The organism is Corallococcus sp. AB032C (assembly GCF_003668935.1).
Classification (GTDB): Bacteria; Myxococcota; Myxococcia; order Myxococcales; family Myxococcaceae; genus Corallococcus; species Corallococcus exiguus.
The window spans coordinates 55091-79624 of sequence record NZ_RAWP01000001.1 but is presented as its reverse complement, the minus strand read 5'-3'; the positions used below and the strand labels follow the sequence as shown (position 1 = coordinate 79624).

Sequence of the window (24534 nt, the reverse complement as noted above, 5' to 3'; positions counted from 1 at the left end):
CCAGGTCCAGTCCGGAAGGGCAGGGGAGCACGAGGTGGGATAGGGTCCACCGGCCTCGCGAGTTCGAGGCGCACGGCATGGGCACGGAAACGAAGACGGTCGAGTCAGGGCGCTGGAGGACGGCGGTCGCCGCGGTGTTGGGGCTCTACGCGGTAGGGCTGGTGCTGGCGGAGGCGGTGCTCCAGGCCGGAGCCATCCTGGCCACGGCGCTGGCCCTGGCGCTGGCGGCAACGAAGCGGCTGCGCCTGGAGAAGGACGTGAGGGCGTTCGTGCTGGCGAGCGTCGCCCTGAGCGTCTGGCAGCTGCTGTCCCCAGCGGTGGCGCTGCTGACGGGAGCCGCGACGAAGTGGCCCCGGGGCGCGAGGTACGGCCAGGCACTGGACACGGTGGCGGGAGCGGCGGTCGCGTGCATCGGGACGCTGGGAGTGCCGTGGCTGATGCTGGGGAGCCTCGTCGCCGGAGGCTGGCTGCTGGCGGCGGCGCTGGGCTTCTTCCAGCACCGGGTGCAGTGGCCCTGGGAGCCACCGAAGTTCCTGAAGCTGAACCTGGCGCGCCTGCACGAGAACTTCGGGACGGAGGAGAACCCGAGGTACGCGGCGGGAGGCTTCTTCTTCCACCGGCTGCGGTTCGCGCACGGAGCGATTGCCGTGCTGGGCCCGGCGCTGGCGGTGATTGGCCGGTCGAAGGTGACGCGGCGGCGGGTGCTGGCCGGGGTGATGGTGCTGGGGCTGCTGCTGTCCATCTACGGCGCGTTCGCGCGAGCGGCGTTGGGAGCGGCGCTGGGCGTATGCGTGCTGGCGCTGCTGCTGTTGCTGCGGGGGACGGCGCGGAAGGCGGGGCTGGGCGTGGCGGTGGCGCTGGTGGCCGTGGTGCTGCTGACGCCCGCGTGGCGGGAGCGCTTCGGCAAGGCGGTGGACAACCTCTTCGGCAGCGGAGAGCGCTCGCTGGCGATGTCCGTGGGTTGGCGCCTGGTGCGGGAGCACCCCTGGGTGGGCGTGGGCTTCGGCAATCACAAACCCGCGGCCCTGGCGACGCAGGCGGAGACGGGCATCACGGACCTGCTGGCCACGGACTCACACAACCTCTGGCTGACGGCCTGGGCGGAGACAGGGCTCGTGGGGCTGGTGCTGCTGGCGACGATGCACTTCCTGCTGGCGAGGGCATTGGTGCGAAGGCACCGGGCGGGTTCGATTCCGGCCACGGGAGCCCTGCTGTCCTTCGTGGGCTTCCACGTCCTGGCCCTGGTGCACTACCTGCCGTTCCACCCCAGCGTGCACCTGTCATTCATGCTCATCTGGGGCCTGGGGCTGTGCGAGTTCAGTACGCCGCTCCGCCATGAACCTGATTGAGTTTTCAAGCTGAGTGGGGGCGTGTGATGGAAGCCGTTGCGGTCAGCGAAATCAGGCAGGTCGATACCGGATTGCAGGAGCTGTTCTGTGACTACGTGCCCCAGGTGTTCCGCCGCGCGGACTTCCGCCGTTGGCGTGCATGGGGAGAGTGGAACGGCGACTACCGTGCGTTCGCGCTGATTGAGGACGGCCGCGTGGTGGCCAACACCTCCGTGATGCGGATGCGCCTGCTGTTGGAAGGGCGCGAGGTGCTGGCCCATCAGCTGGGAGCCGTGGGGTGTTTGCTGTCGCATCGTGGCCGGGGACTTGCGCGCGTGGTCATGAACGCCGCGCTGGACGCGTGTGGGGATGCGCCCGTGCTGCTCTTCGCCAACCCCAAGGTGCGCCAGTTCTACCCGCGCTTCGGGTTCCAGCCTCAAATGCAGACGTTGTTCGCCACCCCGTACGATGCCGTACCGGCTGGCCCACCCGCGCCCACGCTCAATCTGGATGACGCGGAAGTGCGCGCTGGACTCGCCACGCTCTCCAGCGAAGGGCGTCCCTCCACGGAACGCTTCGGCGCGCGAGGCTACGCGACGGTGGCGAGCTGGCCCGTGGCCAATGGCTTCGCGAGGCCCCTGCGCCAGTTGGGAACGGACGCCTGGGCGTTCGCGGGAGTCGAAGGCGAGACGCTGTACCTCGACGACGTCTTCGCCCGCGAGCCCTTCGACCTGCGAGCCTGGATCCCCCGGTTGATTGACCGGCCCATCCGGTCCATCCGCTTCGGGTTCACTCCGGAGCGCTACTGGCCGGAGGCCGTGACGGCCGGTGAGGACATGGAAGCCGACCTGTTCGTGCGCAACTTCCATCCCTCACAAGAGGCCCACCGGTTCCCGGTCATGGCCCACACATGACCCTGTCCCCATTCACATGAATGGGGACAGGGAGGAGCCTCACTGGCAGAGCCGCTCGACCGACTTGATCCGCACCACGCCGTCGACCTTCGGATCGTTGGTCTGGTCGCCGAGGGCGATGGTGCCGGTCGCCGAGAAGTTGTTCCGCGTGAGCTTCGCGACACCGTCGATGCTCACCGTCGCGACCTTCGCGGCATCCACCGCGAGCTCGTAGACATGGTACGCGCCATCGGTCACGGAGAACGCCGCGGATTGCGTGTCATCCGCCCAGCCAATCGCCGCGTTGTCCAGGTAGATCATCTGCGAGCGATCCGTGGAGTTGCCGAACGGCGGGGTGAAGCTCCCCAGGATGGCCGCGCCGCTGTCGAGCGCGTTGTGGTTGTTCGCCGACTCGACCTGCATCGTCACGCGGAGCTTGAACGGCTTCGTTGCGTCGAACGCGTTCGCCCGCGTGATGAGCAACTGCCCGCTCGTTCGGCCGCCGCTGTCCGTCGACGTCGCGAGGCGGACGTAGTCCTCACCGTACGTGAGCGTGTTCGGCGTCTGCGCGACCGTCGTCCAGCCCTGCGCTGCGATGTCGGTGCCGCCGACCAGCAGCGGAACGCTCGCGCGCGATGACCACGTCGTCGTCGACGTCGCGGGCGTGCAGACCTCGCAGGCATTCGCGGGGTTCGGCGTACCCTCGGAGTAGAACGTACCGTCGATCAGGCATTTCGGGCTGCACGCCCCGGCCGAGCAAATCTGTCCCGAGCCGCACGCCGCCCCGTCCGCGAGCGGCGTCCACGTCGTGGCGGACGTCGCGGGCACGCACTGCTCGCATGCATTCGCCGCGTTCACCGCGCCGGCCGCGAACTGCTCGCCGTCGATCCGACAGACGGCGACGCAGACGCCGGCCTCACAGGCCTCGGTGCTCGTGCACGCCTGGTCGCACCCTCCGCAGTGGGCAGAGTCACTGTCGGTGTTGACGCAGGTGTCGCCGCACTGCGTGGTGCCCGCGTCAGTGCACATCTCAGGCACGGACGCATCTGGCACAGAGGCGTCGGGTGTCCCGCCGGGTGGGTTGGGGGAATCGTCACTGCAGGCAGCGAAGATGCCGAGTACGACGATGCAGGAGAGAGCGATCGAGCGAATGGAGACCATGAATGTACGTGACTTTACGCCCGCGTCACGGATCTCAGGGGGTTCCCATCCTGGTTTTCGCGAGGACTCGTCAGAGTCCAAGCTCCAGGCCGATGCCTGGGGCCACGGACCAGAGCGTCTTCCGCGAGTTGCTGCCCGGGTACCACTCGCCGACCACTTGGGCCCGGAGGAACTCCAGGAAGGTGATGCCCACGAGCGCCTGGACGACGGGTCGTGAGCACGCGGTCACGTGGCTGGCGCCTCTGTCCGTGCAGAGGCTCGTTCCGTAGCCGTCGTTCGCGCTGAACAACCATCCGGCGCGAAGCGCAAGGCGGCTTTGGGAGAGGAAGGTCTGCTCGGCGCGGGGCTGGAACTCCAGTCCTCCCGCGAGGATCACGCCAAAGGGATCGCTGCTACTACCAGAGGAGAGGACGTCTTCGAGTCCCCGAAACCCAAGAGCACCCGCGAACCGGAGCCCGGACGACAGCGGCATCTCGGAGGCCCCGACGCTCAAGCCCAGTTCGCTCTCCGTGGGCCCCATCGTGATGTGCAGCGACAGGCGCTGGGGTTCGTAGCTGATGCTGTCCACCGCGAGCTTGCTGGCGAAGCGGACCGTGGGCTTGTCTGCGGCGGGCTGCACCGCGGCGAGCCGGATGGCCGCGTCACCCAGCGCATGGCGGATGCGCATGACGGCCTGGTCTCCTTGTCCCTTCGGGACACCGAGGTCCCGGAACCCGAAGCCGTAGGCACCCAGGAGCCGCATCGAATACGCCAGCTCTGATTCCTCTTTGCGCTGCTTCCAGTCCGGCCACTCGGTGGGATGGAGGCCCGGGACATGGGGCGGTGGCTGGCCCGCGATGGCGCGGTCACAGTGCGCATTGCGCCAGGTGCCCGGGGGGACGGTGCCGGCGGACTTGCTGCATGCGTCGTAGAGCTGGTCCAAGGACATCTGTAGCAGCGCCCGGAAGTCTTCCAGCGCTTCGCCCTGACATGCATGCTCCGCGCTCGGTGATGAGTCGTAGACAGCGCTCATGCATGCGAAGGGCTGCCATCCGCCAACACCATCCATCGCTGCCGTGCGAGGCTGTTCCGCTTGAGTTCGCCCTTCCCGGAACGCGTCATCCATCATCCGCCGGGCGTCATACATGCCCAGGTAGAAATCGAAGACACGGAATCCTCTTTCGAAGAAGCCCAGGAAGGCGAAGAGGGGCGCACCGGCCGCGGGGAAGTGTCGGCGGGGGAGGGTGAGGCGCTTGGCGATCTCCGGCTCTTCCTCCAGGAGCATGGCCAGTTCCTTGGAGCGCGCCGTGTCCACGAACGCCGCTAGGATCTCCGCGAGTGTTCCGGGCAGCGAGACAGGTCCAGCGCTGGCCTGGGTGGGAGGCGCGACCGGATACTCGGTGGCGTCCGGATCGATGAATGCGAACGCGATACCGGGAGGCGTCGTGCGTGTGTTGGGCTGTGGAACCGGACGCCACTCCAGCTTGCCGTCCGCGGTTTCGCGAAGACCATCACGGGCGAGCCCCACGGCCAGACGCAGGGGTGTGTTGTCGAAGACGCCGCCATCGATGAAGAGTTCTCGCTTCGCCTCCGAAGGCAGACAGACCCCAGGCTTCGCGGCAGCGTTCGGCGCGCAGGTCCGCAGGGGTTGGGGCGGGAACGCGATGGGGAAGGACATGGACGCGAGCAGCAGTTCGCGCAGGTTCGCGAAGGGGAGCTCTCCGTGCTCGTCCGTCTCCAGCAGCAGTTCCAAGCGCCGGCCCTCGCGCGCGGTGTAGTTGGTCGCGCGTGGAGCGCGTCCGGGCCCGCGTCCCTGGATGCGGATGGCGAACTTCTCTTCGAGTCGCGGAAGGTCGAGACGGCCATTCGCGGCCTGAAGGGCACGAGGCGAAAGGCGCGTCGTTGAAACTCCGAGCACTACGTCGCAGGAGCGGTCCAAGCCTCGGTTCCAGGCCTGTTCGACATGAGAAGCGCGCCGCTCCAGCGCCTCCCGCGAGAAGACTCCGAGCGGCGTCGTCGAGGACGGGACGAAGAGGTCATTGAATCCGATGGGAACCCAGATGTCCCAGAACAACGACTGGCCCGGTGTTGACGCATCCACGCCACAGGTCGCCATGATCGCAAGCAAGGCGTTGAGGCTTCCCGCGGAGGCGCCAGTCACGAGTCGCAGGTCCACGGCGCGCTCTCCCTGAGAGGATGTTCCTGAGTAGTACAGGAACCCTGCCTCATACGTGCCCAGGGATACGCCGCCACTCACCGTCAGTGAGACAGCCTTCGGCGTTGCGGCCTGGAGCGGGTGGAGGGCCTGGGCGCTTGCGTTCGAGGCGAAGAAGAGCACCACCCCTGCAAGAACACGCGCCACTCGGAATGCGCTTGGAAGGAGGTGCGAAGTCGCAAGGCTTGTCATGGAAGGCATCTCGGGAGTGGCTTGGGCCATGTCCAGATCTGGTTTAGACTGGGACTCATGGACCCGTCATCGTCGCGTCTGGCTCTGGTGCTGTCCTGCTGCGGAGCGCTTGCCGTCGGCTGTGAGTCGCCCGCCAAGGGATCGTGTCAAGGAACCCATCTGGGGCAGGCTGTGAACTGGCCCATTGACGGGGAGAGGAGCTCCTTGGAGCGGACCCATCCGGATCTGTACGACAACAAGATGACCTACTTCGCGTTGTCGTATGTCACGGATTCTCTCCACGAGAAGGGTGTGGCCTCCATCGGGGTGGGTATTACTTTCAGTGAAGAACTCGTGATTCGCTCGCCGACTGCTTATGAATTGGTTCGGGGGAGTGAAGATGAGCTGGTTGCTGGCGGCGGGCCCAGCGGCTTGCGGTGGGCGGGATACTACGATCCCGTCGATGACCTTCGGATGGGTGGCTACCTCAAGCCCGGAATGTTGATGTCCGCGACCCTTACCCTCAACCATGTGGCAACCACTGATGCGCAAGGTGGATTTGTCTATCGCTTTGCCGATGGCAGTGAATGGAATTGTACCTTCGACGTGAACTAGTCACCCAGGGCTCTGCGAAAGACACCCAACGTCTGCAATGCACAGATGTCCCAGGTGAAACGCGCGGCCCTCCCCCTGCCCAATTCCACCAGTTCCCTGCGGAGGGAGTCGTCCCGTAACAGTCGCAGGCATGCCTCCCTCCATGCGGAAGACGCCGTCGGATCCAGCCGGAGCGCCGCGTCGCCCACGACCTCCGGGAGCGCTGTCGCATCCGCCGCGATCACCGGGCACCCGGACGCCATGGCCTCCAGGGCCGGCAATCCAAATCCCTCGTACTTCGATGGCACAAGCAACGCCGTCGCAGCCCCATAGAACAACGGCATCTCCGACTCAGGCAGCTGTTCCAGGTCGATCACGTTCTCGTGAAGCCCGACTTCGTGAGCCACCGCCCCCTTGCCCGCGAGCAACACCAGTGGCACCGGCAGGTCCGGCGCGAACTTCCCCAGCATCGCCAGGTTCTTGAACGGCTTTGCGTTGCCCACGACCGCGATGTACCGCTCCGGCAACTCATGCCGCTCCCGGAACGCCTTCGCCTCACTCACCGTGGGCGGCTGGAACCTTGAATCGACTCCGTTGTGGATCACCTGGAACCGGTACGGCGACATCTTCAGGTACTTCCCCAGCTCCTCCCGGGAGAAGTCAGACACGGTAATGAGCGCAGTCGCCAACCGCGCCCGTGGACCCACCACGGCCTTGTAATAAATTGCCTGCACCGGCGTGTACTGGTCCGCCAGCGCCAGGTGGTTCGCGTCGTGCAACGTGGCCACCAACTTGCCCGGCCAGAACAACGGCAACGAGAACGAAGTCGCGTGGAACAGGTCCGGCTTCAGCTTCGTCAGCTCGTACGCCAGCAACGGCTGCTCGGTCGGTGACAGATACCCCGCCCTCGACCGGTGCAGCGGGATCGTTGGCGTCAGGTCGCCCAGGTCGTCCGGCAGGCCCTTCGCCGGCACCAGCGCGGAGAACTCCAGGTCCGGGGCCAGCGCGGGCAGGCGGCGCGCCAGCTCCAGCGCGTACCTCGCGATGCCGTGGAGCTGACCGCGCACCATTCTCAAGTCGAGCAGGACAGAAGGCACGCTCCCTGGCCTACCACACGCCGCCTTCCCCCCGCACCGCCGCGCCAGTGCTAGAAGGCCCACCCGTGAAGGTCGCCCTCGTCCACGACTGGCTCGTCACCCACCGCGGCGGAGAACGCGTCCTCGACGCCCTCTGCGAACTGTTCCCCAGCGCGGACCTCTACACCCTCATCCACCAGCCGGGCAGCCAGTCCCCACGCATCGAGGACCGGCGCATCACCACGTCGTTCCTCCAGCACATCCCGGGCATCCACTCGCGCTACCGGCACTTCCTGCCGCTGTTCCCCCGCGCCATCGAAGCCCTGCGCATCACCGGCGACTACGACCTCGTCCTGTCCTCCAGCCACTGCGTCGCCAAGGGCATCCACGCGCCTCCCGGCGTGCCCCACCTGAGCTACGTCCACGCTCCCATGCGGTACATGTGGGACCTGTTCGACGAGTACTTCGGCCCCGGCCGCACCCGCCTCCCCGTGCGCGCCGCCGCCCTCGCCGTGCGCCCCTACCTCCAGCACTGGGACCGCACCTCCACCCAACGCGTGGACCGCATCGTCGCCAACTCCCAGCACATCGTGGGGAAGATCCGCCGCTTCTGGGACCGCGACGCCTCCGTCGTCCCGCCCCCCGTGGAGCTCGAACGCTTCACCCAGATGCCGCTCGAAGGAGGAGGGCAGGGCGGCTACTTCCTGTGGCTCGGCGCCTTCGCCCCCTACAAGCGCCTGGACGTCGCCCTGGAGGCCTTCCGCACCCTCGACACCCCCCTGTGGGTCGTGGGCACGGGACAGGAGGCCTCGCGCCTCACGTCCGGGCCGCTCCCGCCCCACATCCGGTTCCTCGGCAACGTGCCCGACAGCGCGCTCCCCGCCCTCTACCGCGACGCCCGCGCGCTCCTCTTCACCCCCGAGGAGGACTTCGGCATCACCCCCCTGGAGGCCCAGGCCACCGGCCGCCCCGTCATCGCCTTCGGCAAGGGCGGCGCCCTGGAGACCGTCACCCCGAAGACGGGCCTCTTCTTCCCGGAGCAGACCCCCGCGTCCCTCGCCGCCGCCGTGCGCCAGTTCGACGCCTGGGAGCAGTCCTTTCGCCCCGAGGACGCCCGCGCCCAGGCCGAGCGCTTCAGCCGCGCCCGCTTCCAGCAGGCCATCCAGGCGGAGGTGGAGGCCCTGCTGGGCATGTCCCCGTCCTCCCCAACGGTGTGACAGCGCTGTCCGCGCCGTCCCCAGTTTCCCGAGGCCTGCCCGCTCGGCGTGACGCCTTGTGTCCGCTGCCCTCCGGTGCAACCCCTTGGTTTCACGGAAAAACCCGTGATAGGACGCCGCGCCGGGGGAGGGGCCCGGGCGCTTGAGGGCTCCCGGGGCTCAGGGTGCGTGTCTTGCATCCGACGGACGGTCCTCGTCCCCCGTCAGGAGTCACCGCGGTGTTTGGTCGCCTGCAGCGCTTCTACACGTCCATCAAGGTCGCCGCCGACGCGGGGATGCTCGGGGTGGCGTTCGTGCTCGCGTACTTCACCCGCTTCAGCGGCGTGTTCCCCATCACCGAGGGCGTCCCGCCCCCGGGTGAGACGTTCGTCTCCCTGGTGATGGTGCTCGTCATCTTCCCGATGACGTTCCAGCGGGCCCGGCTGTACGCGACCAACCGCGCGCGCTCGCACATGGGGGAGCTGTTCGAGCTCTTCAAGGCCACCATCACCGCGACGCTCGTGCTGGTGGCGGTGACGTACTTCATCCGCGAGCGCTACTCGCGCCTCACGCTGGCCATCTTCGTCGTCTACGCCTTCACGCTCATCGCGCTGTCGCGCATGGTCATGCGCCACCTGCTCAGCGAGGTGCGCCGGCGCGGCTACAACCTCAAGTCCATCCTCGTCATCGGCGAGGAGGAACTGGGGCTGCGCACCATCGAGACCGTGGAGAGCCACCGCGAGCTGGGCTTCCGCGTGACGGGCGTGCTGTCGCTGAAGGAGGAGAAGGTCGGCCAGTGGGTGGGCGGCGTGCGCGTGGTGGGCCATGTGGGCGAGGTGGAGTCCTACCTGGATGCCCACCCCGTGGATCAGGTCATCATCGCCGTGCCGCTGGAGGACCAGGCGCGCGTGAAGCCGCTGATGGAACAGCTGGCGCTGCGCACCGTGGACGTCAAGGTGGTGCCGGACCTGTACCAGTACATCACCCTGTACGGCGGCCTGGAGGAGTTCGGCGGCCTGCCCATCATCAGCCTCCAGGGCGACCCCATGGACGGCTGGAGCCGCGTGGCCAAGCGCGTGTTCGACGTGCTCTTCTCCCTGGTGGCCATCGCCGTCAGCGCGCCGATGATGGTGTTCACCGCCCTGCTGGTGCGCCTCACCAGCAAGGGCCCCATCCTCTACCGCCAGGAGCGGATGGGCATGGACGGGCGCACCTTCGCCATCCTCAAGTTCCGCACCATGCGCGTGGACGCGGAGGTCCAGGGCGCCACCATGGCCAGCGCCGTGGACGCGCGCCGCACGCCGGTGGGCACGTTCCTGCGCAAGTACTCGCTGGATGAGCTGCCCCAGTTCTTCAACGTGCTCCGGGGCGACATGAGCCTCGTGGGCCCGCGTCCGGAGCGACCCGTCTTCATCGAGGAGTTCAAGCGCCAGATTCCGCGCTACCACCTGCGTCACAAGGTGAAGGCCGGCATCACCGGCTGGGCGCAGATCAACGGCCTGCGCGGCCAGACGTCCATCCAGAAGCGCATCGAGTACGACCTGTACTACATCGAGAACTGGTCGCTCCTGATGGACCTGAAGATCCTCCTGCGCACCGCGCTGGGTGGCTTCCTGTCGAAGAACGCGTACTGACCCGGGCGCCACCGGGCAGGCGAGCAGGACGGGTGCGCAGGTCGTATTCGTGCGCACCCTCTCATTGGCACCGCGAAGCCGTTTAGACTGCGGGCCGACATGGGCGACAAGCTGGGATTGACGCTGGTCCGCAAGGGCCTCCTGACGCAGGCGCAGCTCGACCAGGGCATGAGCGCTCAGCTCGTGCACGGAGGCCGGTTGGGCTCCCGGCTCGTGGAGCTGGGGTTCCTCGACATCGAGACGGTGGGCATGGTGCTGGGTGAGCTGACCCGGTTGCCCGTTGCGATGGAGGCGGACTTCGACGCCGTCACGGACGCGACGCTGAAGCTGCTCAACGCGGATCAGGCGGAGAAGCACCAGGCGTTCCCGCTCGCGGTGGAGGGCCGGCGGCTGAAGGTCGCGATGGCCAACCCGTTGGATCTGCAGACCACGGATGCGCTCGGGTTCATCACCGGCATGCGCATCGTCCCGTACGTGGTGCCGGAGCTGCGGCTCTTCCACTACCTGAGCAAGCGCTACGACATCGACCGGCCGACGCGCCCGCTGAAGCCGGCCATTCCGTTGCCCGCGCGCCGTTCGGTGTCCGTGGCGGCGGTGGCGCCTGTCGCTCCTGTGGCCATGGCGGCGCCGGTGGTCGTGCCGCCGCCGGCCGTGCCGCCTCCGCCCGCGCCCGTGCGCGCGGAGCCCGAGGTCGCGGGGATGTTCGGCGGGCTCGCGCCGGGACAGTTCCTCAGTGATGACTCGGAGGACTCCGAGGCCGACGCGGACATCGCCGACGCGGCCATCATCGGCGAGGAGCTTCCGGACATCGTGATGGGCGAGCCGATGCGGGCTCCGCCTGTCATTGAGACGGCTCGGCCCGGTGGGAGTCCTCCGGCCGCGCCGCCGCCGCGCTTGGCGGCACAGCCTCCGGGCATGGTGGCCCGGCAGGGGGCAGCGGGTGGGCTTCCGTCCGCGGCTCCGGGGATGCCGGTGGCTCCGGGAGTTGCTCCGCCTGGGGCTGCGCCGATGGGCGTTGTGTCTGGGGCGGTTCCTCCGGGTGCCGGAATGCCTCCGCGTGCGGCGCCTCCGCCGGGGGGGCAGCCACCCGGGATGATTGGACGGGGCGGGCCCGTGCCTCCGGCGGCTCGGCCTTCCGCGACGGGGATCCCCGCTGTGCCGAAGACGCCGCCTCCGGGCATGCGTCCCGCCGCTCCTGGTGTGCCGGGGCCGCGACCCGTGGGGCCTCCGGGTGCACCGATGCCTCCGGGCATGGTTCGCGCGGGGCCTCCTCCGGGAGTTCCGGGCATGCCGCCGGGAGCTGCGCCTCGGCCTCCGCCGGGCATGCCCGCGCCGGTGATGATGACTCCAGGTGGCGCTGGGCCTGTTCCTCCGGGGCAGCGTCCTCCGCCCGCGCCTGGGGTTCCCGGTGCCGGGGCTCCTCCGGGTGCGCGCCCAATGGGGCCTCCGGGCGCCATGCCGCCGAATGCCGTGCAGGGACGTCCTGTCCAGCCGCCTCCTCCGGGGGCGCCGCCGCGGCAGGGGCCTCCCTCTGGAGTTGTGCCTTCGGTGGCTGCTGGCGCACCGGGTGTCGCCGTGCCTCCTCCTGGTGCTCCGGCGTTCGTTCCGCCGCCTCGTCCAGGTGCTGTCGCCGTACCTCCGGCCGCGATGGCCCAGGGCGCGACGAATGTGCCGGCTGGAAGCCTGTCGCCCGCGATGGCTCAAGGGACGTTGGGTCCGGCGAATGGAACCCAAGGCCTGTCTGGGGCAGCGAATGCCGCTCAGGGCAGTGTGCCTGCCATTGCGCCTCAAGGGCTGTCTGGGGAAACGAGTGCCTCCGTGGGCCTCGCTCCAGCGGTTGCGCGAACGGCCCAGGCTTCGCCAGTTGCGGGGTCTTCGCTGGCAGGGATTCCGCAGGACGTGGCGGGTGCCTCAATTCCTGTCATGGAGCTGTCTTCCGGTGGAGCCCAGCCCCCAGCGGCTCGGCGTCCGTCTGGAGTGACTCGAGCCATCACTGCGGCCGTTGCGGACGCGGCTCCCGCGGTGGCCTCCGTCGAGGAAGTCCCGGCAGCCAGTGGTTCGGTGCCGGCCTTCGGAGGTGAGTGGGGCGATGCATTCACTGACGCCGCTCCCGCGAAGCAGGTGGCTTCGGACGTCGTGGATGCACCGTTGAATGTGAAGGCAGACGCCGCCATCGCCACGCCTGCCCCGAGTTCGTCGTTGTCCGAGCTGGTGCTGGACGCCGAGCTTTTTGTCGATGCCGACGTCAGTCCGAGTCCCGAGCCGATCGACGCCGCATCTATCGCGGACGCCCCCGAGAAGGCGTCCGATCCCGCAGCGCTCCTGACCGGGGATGATCTGTCCGACAGCGACATCCTCGAAGACGTGGACGCCGCGTCCGCGGAGCTGCCCGCCGCGACCGCTGCGGAGGCCGCGGACATCCTCGACGTCGAGGACGTGATTTCCGCCGAGCCGCACGAGGCGCTGGTTGCCGAAGCCTCGGACGTCCTCGAAGTCGAAGCGGTGATGGCCGCCGAGCCGCAGAAGGCCCAGGCCACCGAAGCCACGGACATCCTCGAAGTCGAAGACGTGATTTCCGCCGAGCCGCACGCGCCGCAGGCCGCTGAAGCCACGGACATCCTCGAAGTCGAGGACGTGATTTCCGCCGAGCCGCACGCGCCCAAATCTGCCGAAGCCCCGGACGTCCTCGCAGTCGAGGACGTGATGTCCGCCGAGCCGCATGCGCCTCAGACCGTCGAAGCCACGGCCATCCTCGAAGTCGAAGCGGTGATGGCCGCCGAGCCGCACGCGCCTCAGGCCGTCGAAGCCACGGACGTCCTCGAAGACGAAGCGGTGATGTCCGCCGAGCCGCGCGCATCGCAGGCCGCCGAAGCCACGGGCGTCCTCGAAGTCGAAGCGGTGATGTCTGTCGAGCCGCACGAACCTCTGCCCATTCCCGAGGCGGAACCCGTCTGGGACGCCGCGCCCGACGCATCCACGGCTGGCGCGAAGGAAGCACCCGCGCAGGAATCCATCGCCGCGCCTGCCGCTGCTGACGCCCCGAAGGATGGCGGGCTGTTGGAGGCGACGGAGCTCAAGGCCGTTCCGGAAGCGCCCGTCGCCGTCGAAGCCTCGAAGCCGGAGAGCCTCCCCGCTGAGGCGTCCATCTCCACGGCGCCTTCGCCTGATGCGAATGTTCCGGAGGACTCTGTCATTGCCTCCGCCCCAGCCACGCAGGACGCCGAAGCGGACGCGCTCGAGTTCAGCCTGGCGGGAGACTCGCAGAAGCCCTCCGCGTCTTCGGAGGCCGAGTCCTGGCAGGTCGCCGCCGCACCGAAGTCCGACTCCGTGAACACCGCGCCTCCGGCGGAGGCCCCCAGCCCCGCGCCCACCGAGGAGCATCGAGCCGAAGTCCCCCCGGAGTTCGAGGTCGCCCTCGTCTCCCACGCGGAAGTGGCACCCGAACCCGTCGCCACACCGGCGCCCGCCGAAGAGCCCGTGGCCCTGCCAAAGCCGCGCCTCGTGGCCGCGTCTCCAGCGCCCGCCCGCGACCGGACGCCCATCGCGCTCGACGACCTGCCCACCTCCTCCGAGGAACCCATGCAGCTCGCCTCCACGTGGGAGTTCGTGGGCTGGCAGGGCGGCGGGGACGGGGAGGGTGCAGTGGGCCACAACCCGGAGACCACCTGGGCGGACCGCGTCGTCGACCTGGACGTCCCCGCCGCCGCGCCCGCTGCGTCTGAGGACGGCGTGGCCCTGGCCTCCGCATGGGAGTTCATGCAGCAGCCGTGGCAGCCGCAAGCCTCCGAGCAAGTCGATCCCGCTCAGGCCCTGCTCGCCGCAGCCAGTGCGTCCACCGACACGCCGACGGACGGTCCCGCCGTCTCCGCGGAACAGGTCCTCTCCGCGCTCGACACCGCGGACTCACAGGGCATGGTCGGCAAGGTGCTGCTGGCCTACAGCGCGGGCCGCTTCCGCCGGGCGTTCCTCCTGGGGGACAGCTTCGGGCTCGCGCGTGTGGGCCGTGCCTGGGGTCATGGCAGCGACCGTCCGGAGGTCACCGCGCTCAAGGTGGACCTGGACGCGCCGTCCCTCTTCACCTCCGCGCTGAACGGCCCCAGCCCCAGCGTCTTCAGTGCCCCGCAAGTGCCTCAGGACGAAGCCATCTTCTCCGCGCTGTGCGGCGAGTCCGAGTCCCACCTGCTCGTCTTCCCGCTGCACTCGCGCGGTCAGCCCGTGGCCTTCTTCGTCGCCGAGCACGGCCCCTCGCCCCTGGAGGTCGCCATGCTGGAGGAACTGGGCCGCATCGCGGACAGGGCCGTGGAGATCTGCACCCGCCTCCATCGCTTCCCCTGAAACACGAAGGGCTCCGGAGCTTGAAGCCCCGGAGCCCTTTCTCACTTCAGCTCAAGACCGACGCGGCGCTTTAGCTGCAGCCCGTCGTCGTGCCGCAGTTCGTGCACTTGTAGCAGGCGCCGCTGCGCACGGTGATGGCGCCGCACTGGTGGCAGGGCGGGGCGTCCGCCTGGTTCAGGTACGTGCTGCGCGAGTTCATCGCGGACAGCTGCAGCGTCCCCACCTGGGCCGGCACCGCCGCCTGCGTCACCGGCTCCGGACGGGCCTCTTCCACCGGCGTCACCTCCGCGTCGTCCGCGCGGGGCTCCGTGGGCAGGAACTTCAGCGACAGCCACCGGAAGATGTAGTCGGTGATGGACTTGGCGATGGGGATGGCCGGGTTGCCCGTGAAGCCGCTCGGCTCGTAGCGGGTGTGGCAGAACTTGTCCGCCAGCACCTGCAGCGGCACGCCGTACTGGAGCGCCAGCGACACGCTGGTGGCGAAGCTGTCCATCAGGCCGCTCACCACCGAGCCCTCCTTCGCCATCACGACGAAGAGCTCGCCCGGCTTGCCGTCCTCGTACATGCCCACCGTCAGGTAGCCCTCGTGGCCGCCGATGGAGAACTTGTGCGTGATGGACTGCCGCTCGTCCGGCAGCCGGCGGCGCAGCGCCTTGGGCTCCGGCGTCACGGCGGGGGCGGGCTCCGCCACCACGCGGCGGGATTCCGGAGCCTTCTCGGGGGCCTTGTCCTGCGACGTGTTGAGCGGCTGCGTGCGCTTGCACCCGTCGCGGTACACCGCCACGGCCTTCAGCCCGCTGCGCCACGCCTCGATGTATGCCTTCTCGATGTCCTCCACCGAGGCGTCATTCGGCAGGTTCACCGTCTTGGAGATGGCGCCGGAGAGGAACGGCTGCGCCGCGGACATCATCTCGATGTGGCCCATCCAGTGGATGCTGCGCTGGCCCTTGGACGGCTTGAACGCGCAGTCGAACACCGGCAGGTGCTCCGGCTTCAGGTGCGGAGCGCCCTCGATGGTGTCGTGCTTGTCCAGGTACGCGATGATGTCCTGCGTCTGCGTCTGCGGGTAGCCCAGCTTCTCCAGCGCCAGCGGCACCGTCTGGTTGACGATCTTCAGCATGCCGCCGCCGACCAGCTTCTTGTACTTGATCAGCGCGATGTCCGGCTCGATGCCCGTGGTGTCGCAGTCCATCATGAAGCCGATGGTCCCCGTGGGCGCCAGCACCGTCACCTGGCTGTTGCGGTAGCCGTGCTCCGTGCCGCGCGCCAGCGCGTCGTCCCACGCCTCCTTCTGCGCCGTGTGCAGCTCCGCGCTCACGCCGTCCACGGGCAGCTGGTACGCCGCCTTGCGGTGCTTGCGGATGACGCCGAGCATGGGCTCCGCGTTGTTGCCGTAGCCCGCGAACGCGCCCTGCTTCTCCGCGATGCGCGCGCTCATCGCGTACGCCTCGCCGCACATCAGCGAGGTGATCGCCCCCGCCAGGTTGCGGCCCGCGGCCGAGTCGTACGGCAGGCCGGACGCCATCAGCAGCGCGCCCAGGTTCGCGTAGCCCAGGCCCAGCGGACGGTAGTCGTGGCTGTTCTTCGCGATGCGCTCGGTGGGGTAGCGGCTGAAGCCGACGATGATCTCCTGCGCCAGCAGCACCACATTCACAGCGTGCTTGAAGGCGGGCACGTCGAAGCCACCCTCCAGCGTGCGGAAGTGCATCAGGTTCAGCGACGCCAGGTTGCAGGCCGAGTCATCCAGGAACATGTACTCGGAGCAGGGGTTGGACGCGTTGATGCGCGCCGTGCTGGAGCACGTGTGCCACGCGTTCACCGTGGTGTCGTACTGGAGGCCCGGATCGCCACACAGGTGCGCCGCCTCCGCGATTTCGCGGAACAGCTCACGGGCCTTGTAGGTCTCCATCACCTGGCCGTCGCGCACCGCGCGCGTCTGCCACGGACCGTCGTTCACCACCGCCTTCATGAAGTCGTCGGTGACGCGCACGGAGTTGTTGGAGTTCTGGAAGTACACCGACCCGTAGGCCTCGCCGTTGAAGGACGGGTCGTAGCCCGCCTCAATCAGCGCCCAGGCCTTCTTCTCCTCGTTCGACTTGCAGCGGATGAAATCGAGGATGTCCGGGTGCCCGGCGTTGAGGATGACCATCTTCGCCGCGCGCCGCGTCTTGCCGCCGCTCTTGATGACGCCCGCGAACGCGTCGAAGCCGCGCATGAACGACACCGGGCCGGACGCGGTGCCGCCGCCCGCCAGGAGCTCCTTGCTGCCGCGGATGCTGGACAGGTTGGAGCCCGTGCCGCTGCCGTACTTGAAGAGCATGCCCTCCGTGCGCGCCAGCCCCAGGATGGACTCCATGTTGTCGTCCACGCTGTTGATGAAGCACGCCGAACACTGCGGGTGCTCCTCCACGCCCACGTTGAACCAGACGGGCGAGTTGAACGCCGCCTTCTGGCGCAGGAGCAGGTGCGTCAGCTCCGCGTGGAAAGCCTCGCGGTCCACCGCCGACGCGAAGTAGTGCCCGTCCTCGCCCCAGCGGGTGAGGGTGTCCACCACGCGCGCCACCAGCTTGCGCACGCTCGTCTCACGCTCGGGCGTGCCGGGGGTGCCCCGGAAGTACTTCGACGCCACGACGTTCGTCGCCAGCATCGACCAGGAGCGGGGGACCTCGATGTCCTTCTGATCGAAGACGACCTTGCCGTCCTCGCCCTTGATGCTCGCGCTGCGGTGCTCCCACGCCAGCTCGTCCGCCGGATCCACGCCGGGCGTCGTGAAGAAGCGCTCCACGCTCAGCCCCGTGGAGGCCACCGCGGCCTTGCCCTTCGCACGGCCGCCGCGCCGCGGCTCCCTGCCCCCCACCGCCGGCTTCCCACTCAGTTCCTTCTCCATGACGCCCGCCTCCAGATCCACTGAGAGTGCTGATGCAAAATTTGCAAAATAGCCAACGCCGCGAGATCCCAGGGGATCCGATGATCACTTCCAGGTACGGGGACGGCAGCGTTGGGATGGTTCGGGATGGGCAGAAGCCAGCGGGTCCTCCACTGGAATCCGGGCCCGGGCCTGACTGCCCTCCCGCCGGGCGGGCGGATCAATATGATCGCTGGTGGGGTCCGTCAATATCACCCATTCCCCTATATCTAGTATCAGGTCCTCGCATACACACTGCATTTGGTGTGGGTGCTGAGTGGCCGAACAGCCACCCCAAGTTGGATCTAGGAACCCCGCCTGTGGCTCGCAACGCCTGTTGTGGCTGGCAATGTATGGCCATGACCATGCGAAATCGGACATGCGGGGAAGGGCGCCTGTCCAAGCGCTTGTGATCACTGACGGATGTTTGCTGCCAGTCCGTGCGCCGAGCGTAGGGGCGCTCCGGAGGCCCCGTGACACAAGGACCGGGCGAGGTGGGCCTGGACGGTTGCCCGCCAAACGGCGGCGTCGATTTCGAAGCCCGGGCGCGTTAGGAGGCGGACCATGCCGCCTCCCTTCGAACGCCACGTCTTCGTCTGCACCAACCGTCGCCCGGACGGCAACCCCAAGGGGTGCTGCGCCACCAAGGGAGGCGAGGAGGTGCGGGCGGCCTTCAAGGAGGAGCTCGACAAGCGCGGGCTCAAGCGCGGCATGCGCGCCAACGCGGCGGGCTGCGTGGACACGTGCGCCTTCGGCGTCTCCGTGGTCGTCTACCCGGAGGGCACCTGGTACGGCGGCGTGAAGGTGGAGGACGTGCCCACCATCGTGGAGGAGCACCTGGTGCAGGGGCGCCCCGTGGAGCGGCTCCTGATGCCCTTCAGCAAGAAGGCGGAGCGCTGAAGGCGGTTTCCCGCCTCGCGCCCCGCCTTGGGGACCTGCGTTGAACCCTGGAACTAGTTGCGGCGGTTGCCCAGCAGGCGCAGCAGCGACAGGAACAGGTTGATGAAGTCCAGGTAGAGGGTGAGCGCGCCCACGATGGCCACCGTGGCCGTGCTCTTGAAGCCCGTGCCCGCATGGTACTCGCGCAGCTTCTGCACGTCGTAGGCGGTGAGGCCCGCGAACACGAGCACGCCCGCGCAGGCCGTCACGAACGACACGGCGCTGCTCTTGACGAAGATATTCACCACGCCCGCGATGAGGATGCCGATGAGCCCCATGAAGAGGAACGTGCCCCAGCTGCTCAGGTCCTTCTTCGTGACGGTGCCATAGACGGCCATCGCGCCGTAGGTCGCGGCGGTGATGAAGAACACCTGTCCGATGGAGCTGGCCGTGTAGATGAGGAAGATGACCGACATCGTCACGCCGGTGAGCGCCGCGTAGCCCGCGAACATGACCGCGGCCACCGGGCCGGACAGCCGGGGCGCCAGGATGGACAGGCCGAACACCACGCCCAACTGCACCAGGAACAGGGCCATCCGGTTCTGCAGCGCCACGCGGAGCAGCGCCTCATTGGCCAGCGTCACCATCGCCATCACGCCGGTGAGCGCCAGGCCCGCGAACATCCAGCCGTGCACGCGCGACATGAACGCGCGCTGCGACTCCTGGACCAGGACGTCGTCCACCGCGCTCGCCTGCCCGCTCTGCCAGCCACCTGAAGATTCCCACGCCATGTGTTCCGTTTCCTTTCGGGCCGGGGACCGCTTCAGTCCCGGCCTCTCTTTAACGAGGACCCTTGGAGGACGCCTTAAAGGGCCTTCCAGGCCAGCAAAAGCTTCGAAGCGACTTCCGTCGTGATGAGGGGCAGCACGCCACCGCCACCCACGATGTTGACGATCTCCGACATGGACCCACGGCACACCCCGCCCCACGCGGGCTGCTTCGCGAGCCCAACAGACGCATACGCCGAGTAATCCACGAAGAAGGACGTGGGCAGCACCTGGTTCGTCCCGCAGAGCAGGTGCTCCTCCGGCTGCGTGTCCACCACCTCCTGCACCACGTAGCCGCCACCCTGCGCGTCTGTCGCGGCGCGCTCGCACAGCTGGTCCCACGTCTTGGATTCGCCGAAGGCGCCCTTCACGCGCTCCTCGTAGGGCCCGGTGCCCACGGAGCGGCCGAGGAAGACGGCCTTGCCGCCGTAGTCCCACGCGCGCTTGAGCACGAAGCGCGCGGGCTCCCCGGCCACGCGGGCCACGATGTCATCCACCTTCGCGCCGTCCGGATCCACGCCGGGACCGTGGCGGAAGGGGCGCGTCCACGGCACCGACTCGCGCACCGCCTCCAACTCCTCCGGCGTGAGGCCCGCGCGCTCCGCGAGCGCCGCGTCCGTGACCGACTGGGACAGGAGCGCGAACGTCGTCTTCACCTCCACCTGCGAGGCGGGCGGGTTCAAGAACACGGCCTTCTTGCCCGGGACGACGGAGAGGAAGTCCTCCACCCAGGGGGCGGGGTTCTGCTCCAGCCGGCGCACGAAGAGGTGGCGGTAGACCAGGTCGTACTTCTTGCCGTTCACCGTGAAGGCGTCGTCGCCGGACACGTCCTCCGGATGCACCACGTCCGCGTCCGCGCCGAACTCGCGGAAGCGCTCGCACAGCCAGCGCAGCTCCGTGATCTGCGCGTCGTTCTTGCGGCAGAGCAGCGCCACCGTGTCCGGCATCTGGCCGTTGCGCTCGGCCGCGTAGCCATCCAGCAGCGAGCGGTAGAGCGGCAGCGCGTTGTTGCCGTTGAGCGTGAGCAGCGACGCGAGCGCCTTCTCCGGATAGCGCACGTGCCGCGCCACCACTTCGATGAAGGTGCGCGCCGCGATGTCCGAATAGCCCTGCATGGCCGGGATGGTGGCGTTCACCTCCAGCGCCCAGGGCCGGCCTCCGGACACGAAGTAGTCCACGCGCGTGGTGGCGAGCTTGCGGCTCGCCTCCCAGGTGCCTTGCGCCAGGCTGCGCTCCAGCGGCGACAGCGCGCCCAGCAGCAGCTCCGCGTCCGGGCCACCCAGGATGGCGCGCGCCATCTTCATCGTGGCGGAGGCCAGCTTCGCGGACAGGAGCGAGCGGCGTTTGATCTCCTCGGCGTCCAGGATGACCGGCGTGGCGGTGATGGGGATGGGCTGGGTGCTGCCATCCTGCTTCGTCACCGCGAGGCCGCGCTGGTAGGCGGTCTTCGCCAGCTCCGGTCCGAAATAGTGTGCCTGCCTGCGCAGGACATCCATGAGCTCGTGCACGGCGCGGAACCTACGACCCCAGGGGCTCGTGGGTCCACAACCCGCGGGTCCCGTCGCGGTTCCCTGTGTCCGCCACCTCGCCCTCCGGCCCGGGCCCGGGCATCCCGGCTTGCACCGGGCAGGGAGGTCGCTTAAAAACAACTGAGTTGCTTTTCGAGACCGAGTCGACGTGAGCCGCCTCCGACGCCACCTCAGCACGAGTCGCTCCCTGCCGCGCCTGCTGGCGCTGCCGTGGGTGCTCGTGTGCGTGCTGGTGTATGTGGGCAGCGTGCTCCACTTCGCGCTCGTGCAGCACACCACGTGCCTGGAGCACGGGGACGTGATGCACGTGAGCGAGGCGTCATCCCACGACGGCCCGTTGGAGGAGGAGCTCTCCTTCGACGACGCGCGCGTGGCCCGGGCGCCGGTGTCGAAGGCCACGCCCCACGGTGGTGAGGCTCACTGCCACCACGCCTTCCTCCGCCGTGAGGCACCGCCTCCGGCCGAGTCCGCGCCCGTCATGGCCGCGGTCTCCACGCGCTCCAGCCCCGCGCTGGCGGTGTTCCGCTTCCACGCGGCACCCGTCGCGCTGTTGAGGCTCGCGCCCAAGTCGTCGCCGCCGCGCGCTTAAGTCTCCGCCGCCGTAGCCCGCCGTCCTGGCCTCCCGTGTCTTCGTGGGCCGGGGTGCGCCGTGGCCACCGGAGTCCAGGGCGTGCGCGTTCCCGTTCGCTGAACGGATCCGCCGTACGCGCATGGAACCTCCGGCCACGTGCACGGGCGCGCGCTTCGTGCCGCGGTCCCTCCTTCCAGTCCCGTCCGGTCCTTCGCGTTCGCGCCTCTTGAGGAGCGGTGCGCGTGCGGCCCGTGCGGCTGGAGTTCCCGCAGTCCATCCCGTGTCCCTGGAGTCCCCATCATGAAGAAGAAGCTTCTGTCCGCCCTGCTGCTGTCCACCGCCCTCCTCGCCGCCGGTTGCGGTGGCGACGAAGAGGAAGCCCACGTCGACGAGGAGGGCTGCGAGCACCTGCAGGAAGGCCCCGCCGCCGCCGTCACCGCTGCTGTCAGCGGCACGGGCCCGGCCGTGAGCAACGATCACAAGCGCTACGACATCGCCCTGGTGGACGTCGCTGGCGGCAAGGGCGGCGCGGTGTCCTTCGCCGTCTCCGAGGCCACGGACTACGTCCTCTATACGAACGCCACGGTGCCGGTGACGGTCACCAACGGCAGCGGAACGACGGTGGAGTTCGAGGAGAGCGCCACCAGCTCCTCGCTCTGCACGGACATCAAGGGCCGCTACGTCGTGCCGCTCACCGTGGGCACGCACACGCTCACCTTCGGGCCGTCGACCCTGTCCTCGGTGTCGCTCGTCATCGAGGAGTCGGGCGAGCACGACCACGCCCACGACTGACCCCCCGGTTCCTCTCTTTCCAATGAAGCCCGAGGCGCCCCATGTCCAAGATCTCTTCTGGAAGTGCCGGTTCCCTGCTTCCCTGCGACGTGCGCCGCGACGGCGACCGTCTGTTCGACGTGGCCATGTGGTGCCTGGGCCAGGACGTGCGTTGCCCGGACGGCAACGTGCTGCTCCGGCGCGGGCTGGTGCGTGAAGCGCGTCCGCCGGGTGTGGAGGGACAGAGCGCGTACCAGGGGCAGCTCTTGGACGGGGGGCGCCTCACGCTGTGGGGCTTCGGCGCGCTGTGCGATTCGTGCGGCGCCGCCATCTTCGTGCCGCGTGATGGCTTCACTCCCCGGTGGGTGGAGGACGCGCGCGGCACGGCCTTCCGGGTGGAGGACGTGGGCGTCCGGCGCGACGCGACCACGGGGCTGGAGCGCAGGGCGGCGCGGGCGGGACTCGCGCGGCTGGCGGACTGGCTCGCGGAGTACGAGGCGTGGGTGGCCCGCGACGTGGGCCTGGCCTGGCGGCGCGAGTGCCTGGCGGCGCGGCGCAAGGCGTCTCCCATCCCCGCCGAAGAGTTGTCGACCGCCTGGAGGCGGCTGGCCGTGCGCGTGCGTGCGACCGATGCCTCCGTGCAACACCATGTCGCTCCGATGACCGGAGCGTGAGGAGGACACCATGCTGGCACGTCTGTTCCGAGCCGATGCCCCGTCGGTCCACTCTCACGTCGCGTGGGAGGACCTGCCGGACGAAGCCCTTCCCACGCCGCCGCTCCAGGACGGGCTGGGAGATACACACCTCCAGGTGACGACGCAGGTTCCCCTGGCGCAGGCGTACTTTGATCAGGGACTGCGCCTGCTGCACCTGGGCTGGGCGCTGGAGGCCCGGCGCGCCTTCGCGGAGGCCGCGCGGCAGGATCCATCCCTCGCCATGGCGTGGTGGGGGCTCGCGCTCGCCCGGGGTGTGGGGCAGCGCTTCACCGCGGACCGCGCGGAGGCCATCCGCAAGGCGCTGACGCTGGCGGAGGGCACCACCGACATGGAGCAGCGGCTGGTCGTCGCGGCCAGCCTCCTCGCGGACAAGGGTCCTGCCAATGGCAGACATGCCTTCGTGCGCGAGATGGAGTGCCTCATCGACCGCTTCCCCCAGGAGCCCGAGCCGCGCCTGCTGCTCGCGGGCTTCCTGCTGGACGGGTACGAATCCGACGGGCGCCCCGGGCAGGGACAGCCGTATGCGCAGATGATCTTGCGCGACCTGTTGCGCACGCACCCGCACCACGCGGGCGTACACGTGGCCTGGGTGCAGGCATGGCTGCCCAGCGCACGGCCGGAGACGGCGTTGGAGAGCGCGGAACTCCTTCCATCGCTCGTGCCCGCGGGAAGTCCCGCGCTGCTCGCCGCCGGACGACTGCTGCTGCGCGTGGGCAAGGCGGTGGAGGCGAACCGCATCCTGGAGTCGGCGGTGACAGCGGATGACGCGTACCTCGCGCGCGAGTCGCTGCCCCTCGACGTAGCGCCGAGCGCGGACACCGCCCTGCGCCTGCTCAGCGAAGGCTGCGTGGAAGTGGGGCAGTACCGGGGAGCGCAGACCTGGGCGCGCAAGCTGCGGCAGCGCGTGGAGGCTTCAGGAGGCCAGCCGCAGGCGGTGCTCTTCGCCGCCACCACGCTCGTCGCCGCGCACCTGCGCTTCGGCTTCAGCCGGGCGGCGGCGGAGGTCCCCATGGAGCTGGGAGACGCCGCCACCGTCGCGGAGGCGGGACTGCGTGACGCCGTGCGCCTGTACGCGAAGGGCGTCTGCGCCCTGGAGACGGGACGGCTGGGCGACGTGGAGCGCGCGTGTGGCACCCTGGATGCGCTGGTGCTCACCTTGTCCGAAGCGCCGCGCTCCGAGGGCCGCGCCCTGTGTGCTCGCGACGTGGCGCGCACGGTGGAGGTCGCCGCGCAGGAGCTGCGGGGCACGCTGGATGCGCGCCGGGGAGACTCCGGCCGGGCGGAGGCCGCGCTCACGCGGGCACTGCGATTGGAGCGCCGCCTGCGTCCCGTGGGCCCCGCGCTCTTCTGCCGGCCGCCCCGTGAGACGCTGGCCCGCGTACGCCTGCGCTCCGGCCGCGAGGAGAAGGCGCTGGAGCTGGCGTTGGAGCGGGCAGGGGAGCGGCCCGGCTGCGGCCACTGCATGCTCCTGGTCGCGGAGGCCCACGTCGCCTGCGAGTGCATGTCCGAGGCGGAGCACGACTTCGCCGTGGTGCTGGACCTGTGGCGCGACGCGGATCCGCACCTGCCGGGCCTGCAACGCGCACGGGGCTTCGCGGCCCGGGGCCACCGCGGACGCACGGCGCTCCGTCGGGTGCCGGACGTGGCCTCGGTGGACACCGCGCCCGTCCCTCGGGGTGGAGGAGCGCCCTGGACCGTTCACGGGGCCTGAGGAGGCACGCCGCCGCGCTTGACGCAGGCGCGGCGTTCGCGTC

Annotated in this window: 17 protein-coding genes; 11 read left to right on the top strand and 6 right to left on the bottom strand. The window is 69.2% G+C overall.

Annotated features, from left to right (window positions below):
- Positions 1 to 77: 77 nt before the first annotated feature.
- Both D7X99_RS00335 and D7X99_RS00330 read left to right on the top strand, forming a co-directional pair.
- Complete coding sequence (locus D7X99_RS00335) at positions 78 to 1349, top strand: O-antigen ligase (RefSeq protein WP_121775942.1); 1272 nt, start codon at positions 78 to 80, stop codon at positions 1347 to 1349.
- Between the two features lie 26 nt (positions 1350 to 1375).
- Positions 1376 to 2242, top strand: a complete 867-nt coding sequence (locus D7X99_RS00330; protein ID WP_121776034.1) for a GNAT family N-acetyltransferase — start codon at positions 1376 to 1378, stop codon at positions 2240 to 2242.
- Positions 2243 to 2281: 39 nt separating this feature from the next.
- On the opposite strand, the gene D7X99_RS00325 is transcribed toward D7X99_RS00330, so the two are convergent.
- Entirely contained in the window at positions 2282 to 3382 is a 1101-nt protein-coding gene (locus tag D7X99_RS00325; protein WP_121775941.1) for a hypothetical protein, read from the bottom strand.
- 70 nt (positions 3383 to 3452) lie between these two features.
- Positions 3453 to 5768 (bottom strand): patatin-like phospholipase family protein, encoded by a 2316-nt coding sequence (locus tag D7X99_RS00320; protein WP_121776033.1) that lies wholly within the window; start codon positions 5766 to 5768, stop codon positions 3453 to 3455.
- A gap of 204 nt (positions 5769 to 5972) precedes the next feature.
- Here D7X99_RS00320 and D7X99_RS00315 point away from each other — a divergent pair, with 204 nt between their 5' ends.
- On the top strand, positions 5973 to 6362 hold the full coding sequence (locus tag D7X99_RS00315) for a hypothetical protein (RefSeq protein WP_147475981.1): 390 nt from the start codon (positions 5973 to 5975) through the stop codon (positions 6360 to 6362).
- Here the strand turns inward: D7X99_RS00315 and D7X99_RS00310 are convergent.
- Complete coding sequence (locus D7X99_RS00310) at positions 6359 to 7411, bottom strand: glycosyltransferase family 1 protein (protein WP_216671893.1); 1053 nt, start codon at positions 7409 to 7411, stop codon at positions 6359 to 6361. The genes D7X99_RS00315 and D7X99_RS00310 overlap by 4 nt on opposite strands.
- Positions 7412 to 7503: 92 nt before the next feature.
- Between D7X99_RS00310 and D7X99_RS00305 the strand changes: the two genes are divergently transcribed.
- The 3 genes from D7X99_RS00305 to D7X99_RS00295 all read left to right on the top strand — a co-directional run bounded on the left by D7X99_RS00305 (position 7504) and on the right by D7X99_RS00295 (position 14582).
- Positions 7504 to 8634 (top strand): glycosyltransferase, encoded by a 1131-nt coding sequence (locus D7X99_RS00305; protein WP_121775939.1) that lies wholly within the window; start codon positions 7504 to 7506, stop codon positions 8632 to 8634.
- Between the two features lie 218 nt (positions 8635 to 8852).
- Positions 8853 to 10247 carry an undecaprenyl-phosphate glucose phosphotransferase gene (locus D7X99_RS00300; protein WP_120596788.1) on the top strand — a complete coding sequence of 465 codons (1395 nt, stop codon included), beginning with the start codon at positions 8853 to 8855 and terminating at the stop codon, positions 10245 to 10247.
- A 99-nt stretch (positions 10248 to 10346) separates the two neighbouring features.
- A complete protein-coding gene (locus tag D7X99_RS00295; protein ID WP_121775938.1) occupies positions 10347 to 14582 on the top strand; it encodes a hypothetical protein in 4236 nt (1411 codons plus the stop codon).
- Positions 14583 to 14652: 70 nt separating this feature from the next.
- On the opposite strand, the gene D7X99_RS00290 is transcribed toward D7X99_RS00295, so the two are convergent.
- Entirely contained in the window at positions 14653 to 17469 is a 2817-nt protein-coding gene (locus D7X99_RS00290; RefSeq protein ID WP_121775937.1) for a vitamin B12-dependent ribonucleotide reductase, read from the bottom strand.
- Between the two features lie 582 nt (positions 17470 to 18051).
- Here D7X99_RS00290 and D7X99_RS00285 point away from each other — a divergent pair.
- Positions 18052 to 18387, top strand: a complete 336-nt coding sequence (locus D7X99_RS00285) for a ferredoxin (protein ID WP_121775936.1) — start codon at positions 18052 to 18054, stop codon at positions 18385 to 18387.
- A 53-nt stretch (positions 18388 to 18440) separates the two neighbouring features.
- Here the strand turns inward: D7X99_RS00285 and D7X99_RS00280 are convergent, their stop codons facing one another.
- Both D7X99_RS00280 and D7X99_RS00275 read right to left on the bottom strand, forming a co-directional pair.
- The gene (locus D7X99_RS00280) at positions 18441 to 19157 is read right to left on the bottom strand and encodes a Bax inhibitor-1/YccA family protein (RefSeq protein WP_121775935.1); all 717 of its coding nucleotides are present in this window, start codon (positions 19155 to 19157) and stop codon (positions 18441 to 18443) included.
- Positions 19158 to 19231: 74 nt separating this feature from the next.
- Positions 19232 to 20701, bottom strand: coding sequence for a hypothetical protein (locus tag D7X99_RS00275; protein WP_121775934.1), 1470 nt, complete (start codon positions 20699 to 20701; stop codon positions 19232 to 19234).
- Positions 20702 to 20870: 169 nt separating this feature from the next.
- On the opposite strand from D7X99_RS00275, the gene D7X99_RS00270 reads away from it, so the two are divergent.
- From D7X99_RS00270 to D7X99_RS00255, 4 genes are all read left to right on the top strand, one after another.
- Positions 20871 to 21311 (top strand): hypothetical protein, encoded by a 441-nt coding sequence (locus D7X99_RS00270; RefSeq protein WP_233613014.1) that lies wholly within the window; start codon positions 20871 to 20873, stop codon positions 21309 to 21311.
- 282 nt (positions 21312 to 21593) lie between these two features.
- Positions 21594 to 22085, top strand: a complete 492-nt coding sequence (locus D7X99_RS00265) for a hypothetical protein (protein ID WP_121775933.1) — start codon at positions 21594 to 21596, stop codon at positions 22083 to 22085.
- Positions 22086 to 22126: 41 nt separating this feature from the next.
- Positions 22127 to 22738 carry a hypothetical protein gene (locus D7X99_RS00260; protein ID WP_121775932.1) on the top strand — a complete coding sequence of 204 codons (612 nt, stop codon included), beginning with the start codon at positions 22127 to 22129 and terminating at the stop codon, positions 22736 to 22738.
- Between the two features lie 10 nt (positions 22739 to 22748).
- Positions 22749 to 24491 (top strand): hypothetical protein, encoded by a 1743-nt coding sequence (locus D7X99_RS00255; protein WP_121775931.1) that lies wholly within the window; start codon positions 22749 to 22751, stop codon positions 24489 to 24491.
- Positions 24492 to 24534: the final 43 nt, after the last annotated feature.

Coding starts and splice junctions, on each gene's coding strand:
- D7X99_RS00335 (WP_121775942.1), top strand. CDS start 78: ATGGGCACGGAAACGAAGACGGTCGAGTCAGGGCGCTGGAGGACGGCG.
- D7X99_RS00330 (WP_121776034.1), top strand. CDS start 1,376: ATGGAAGCCGTTGCGGTCAGCGAAATCAGGCAGGTCGATACCGGATTG.
- D7X99_RS00325 (WP_121775941.1), bottom strand. CDS start 3,382: ATGGTCTCCATTCGCTCGATCGCTCTCTCCTGCATCGTCGTACTCGGC.
- D7X99_RS00320 (WP_121776033.1), bottom strand. CDS start 5,768: ATGACAAGCCTTGCGACTTCGCACCTCCTTCCAAGCGCATTCCGAGTG.
- D7X99_RS00310 (WP_216671893.1), bottom strand. CDS start 7,411: ATGGTGCGCGGTCAGCTCCACGGCATCGCGAGGTACGCGCTGGAGCTG.
- D7X99_RS00295 (WP_121775938.1), top strand. CDS start 10,347: ATGGGCGACAAGCTGGGATTGACGCTGGTCCGCAAGGGCCTCCTGACG.
- D7X99_RS00290 (WP_121775937.1), bottom strand. CDS start 17,469: ATGGAGAAGGAACTGAGTGGGAAGCCGGCGGTGGGGGGCAGGGAGCCG.
- D7X99_RS00285 (WP_121775936.1), top strand. CDS start 18,052: ATGCCGCCTCCCTTCGAACGCCACGTCTTCGTCTGCACCAACCGTCGC.
- D7X99_RS00280 (WP_121775935.1), bottom strand. CDS start 19,157: ATGGCGTGGGAATCTTCAGGTGGCTGGCAGAGCGGGCAGGCGAGCGCG.
- D7X99_RS00265 (WP_121775933.1), top strand. CDS start 21,594: ATGAAGAAGAAGCTTCTGTCCGCCCTGCTGCTGTCCACCGCCCTCCTC.
- D7X99_RS00260 (WP_121775932.1), top strand. CDS start 22,127: ATGTCCAAGATCTCTTCTGGAAGTGCCGGTTCCCTGCTTCCCTGCGAC.
- D7X99_RS00255 (WP_121775931.1), top strand. CDS start 22,749: ATGCTGGCACGTCTGTTCCGAGCCGATGCCCCGTCGGTCCACTCTCAC.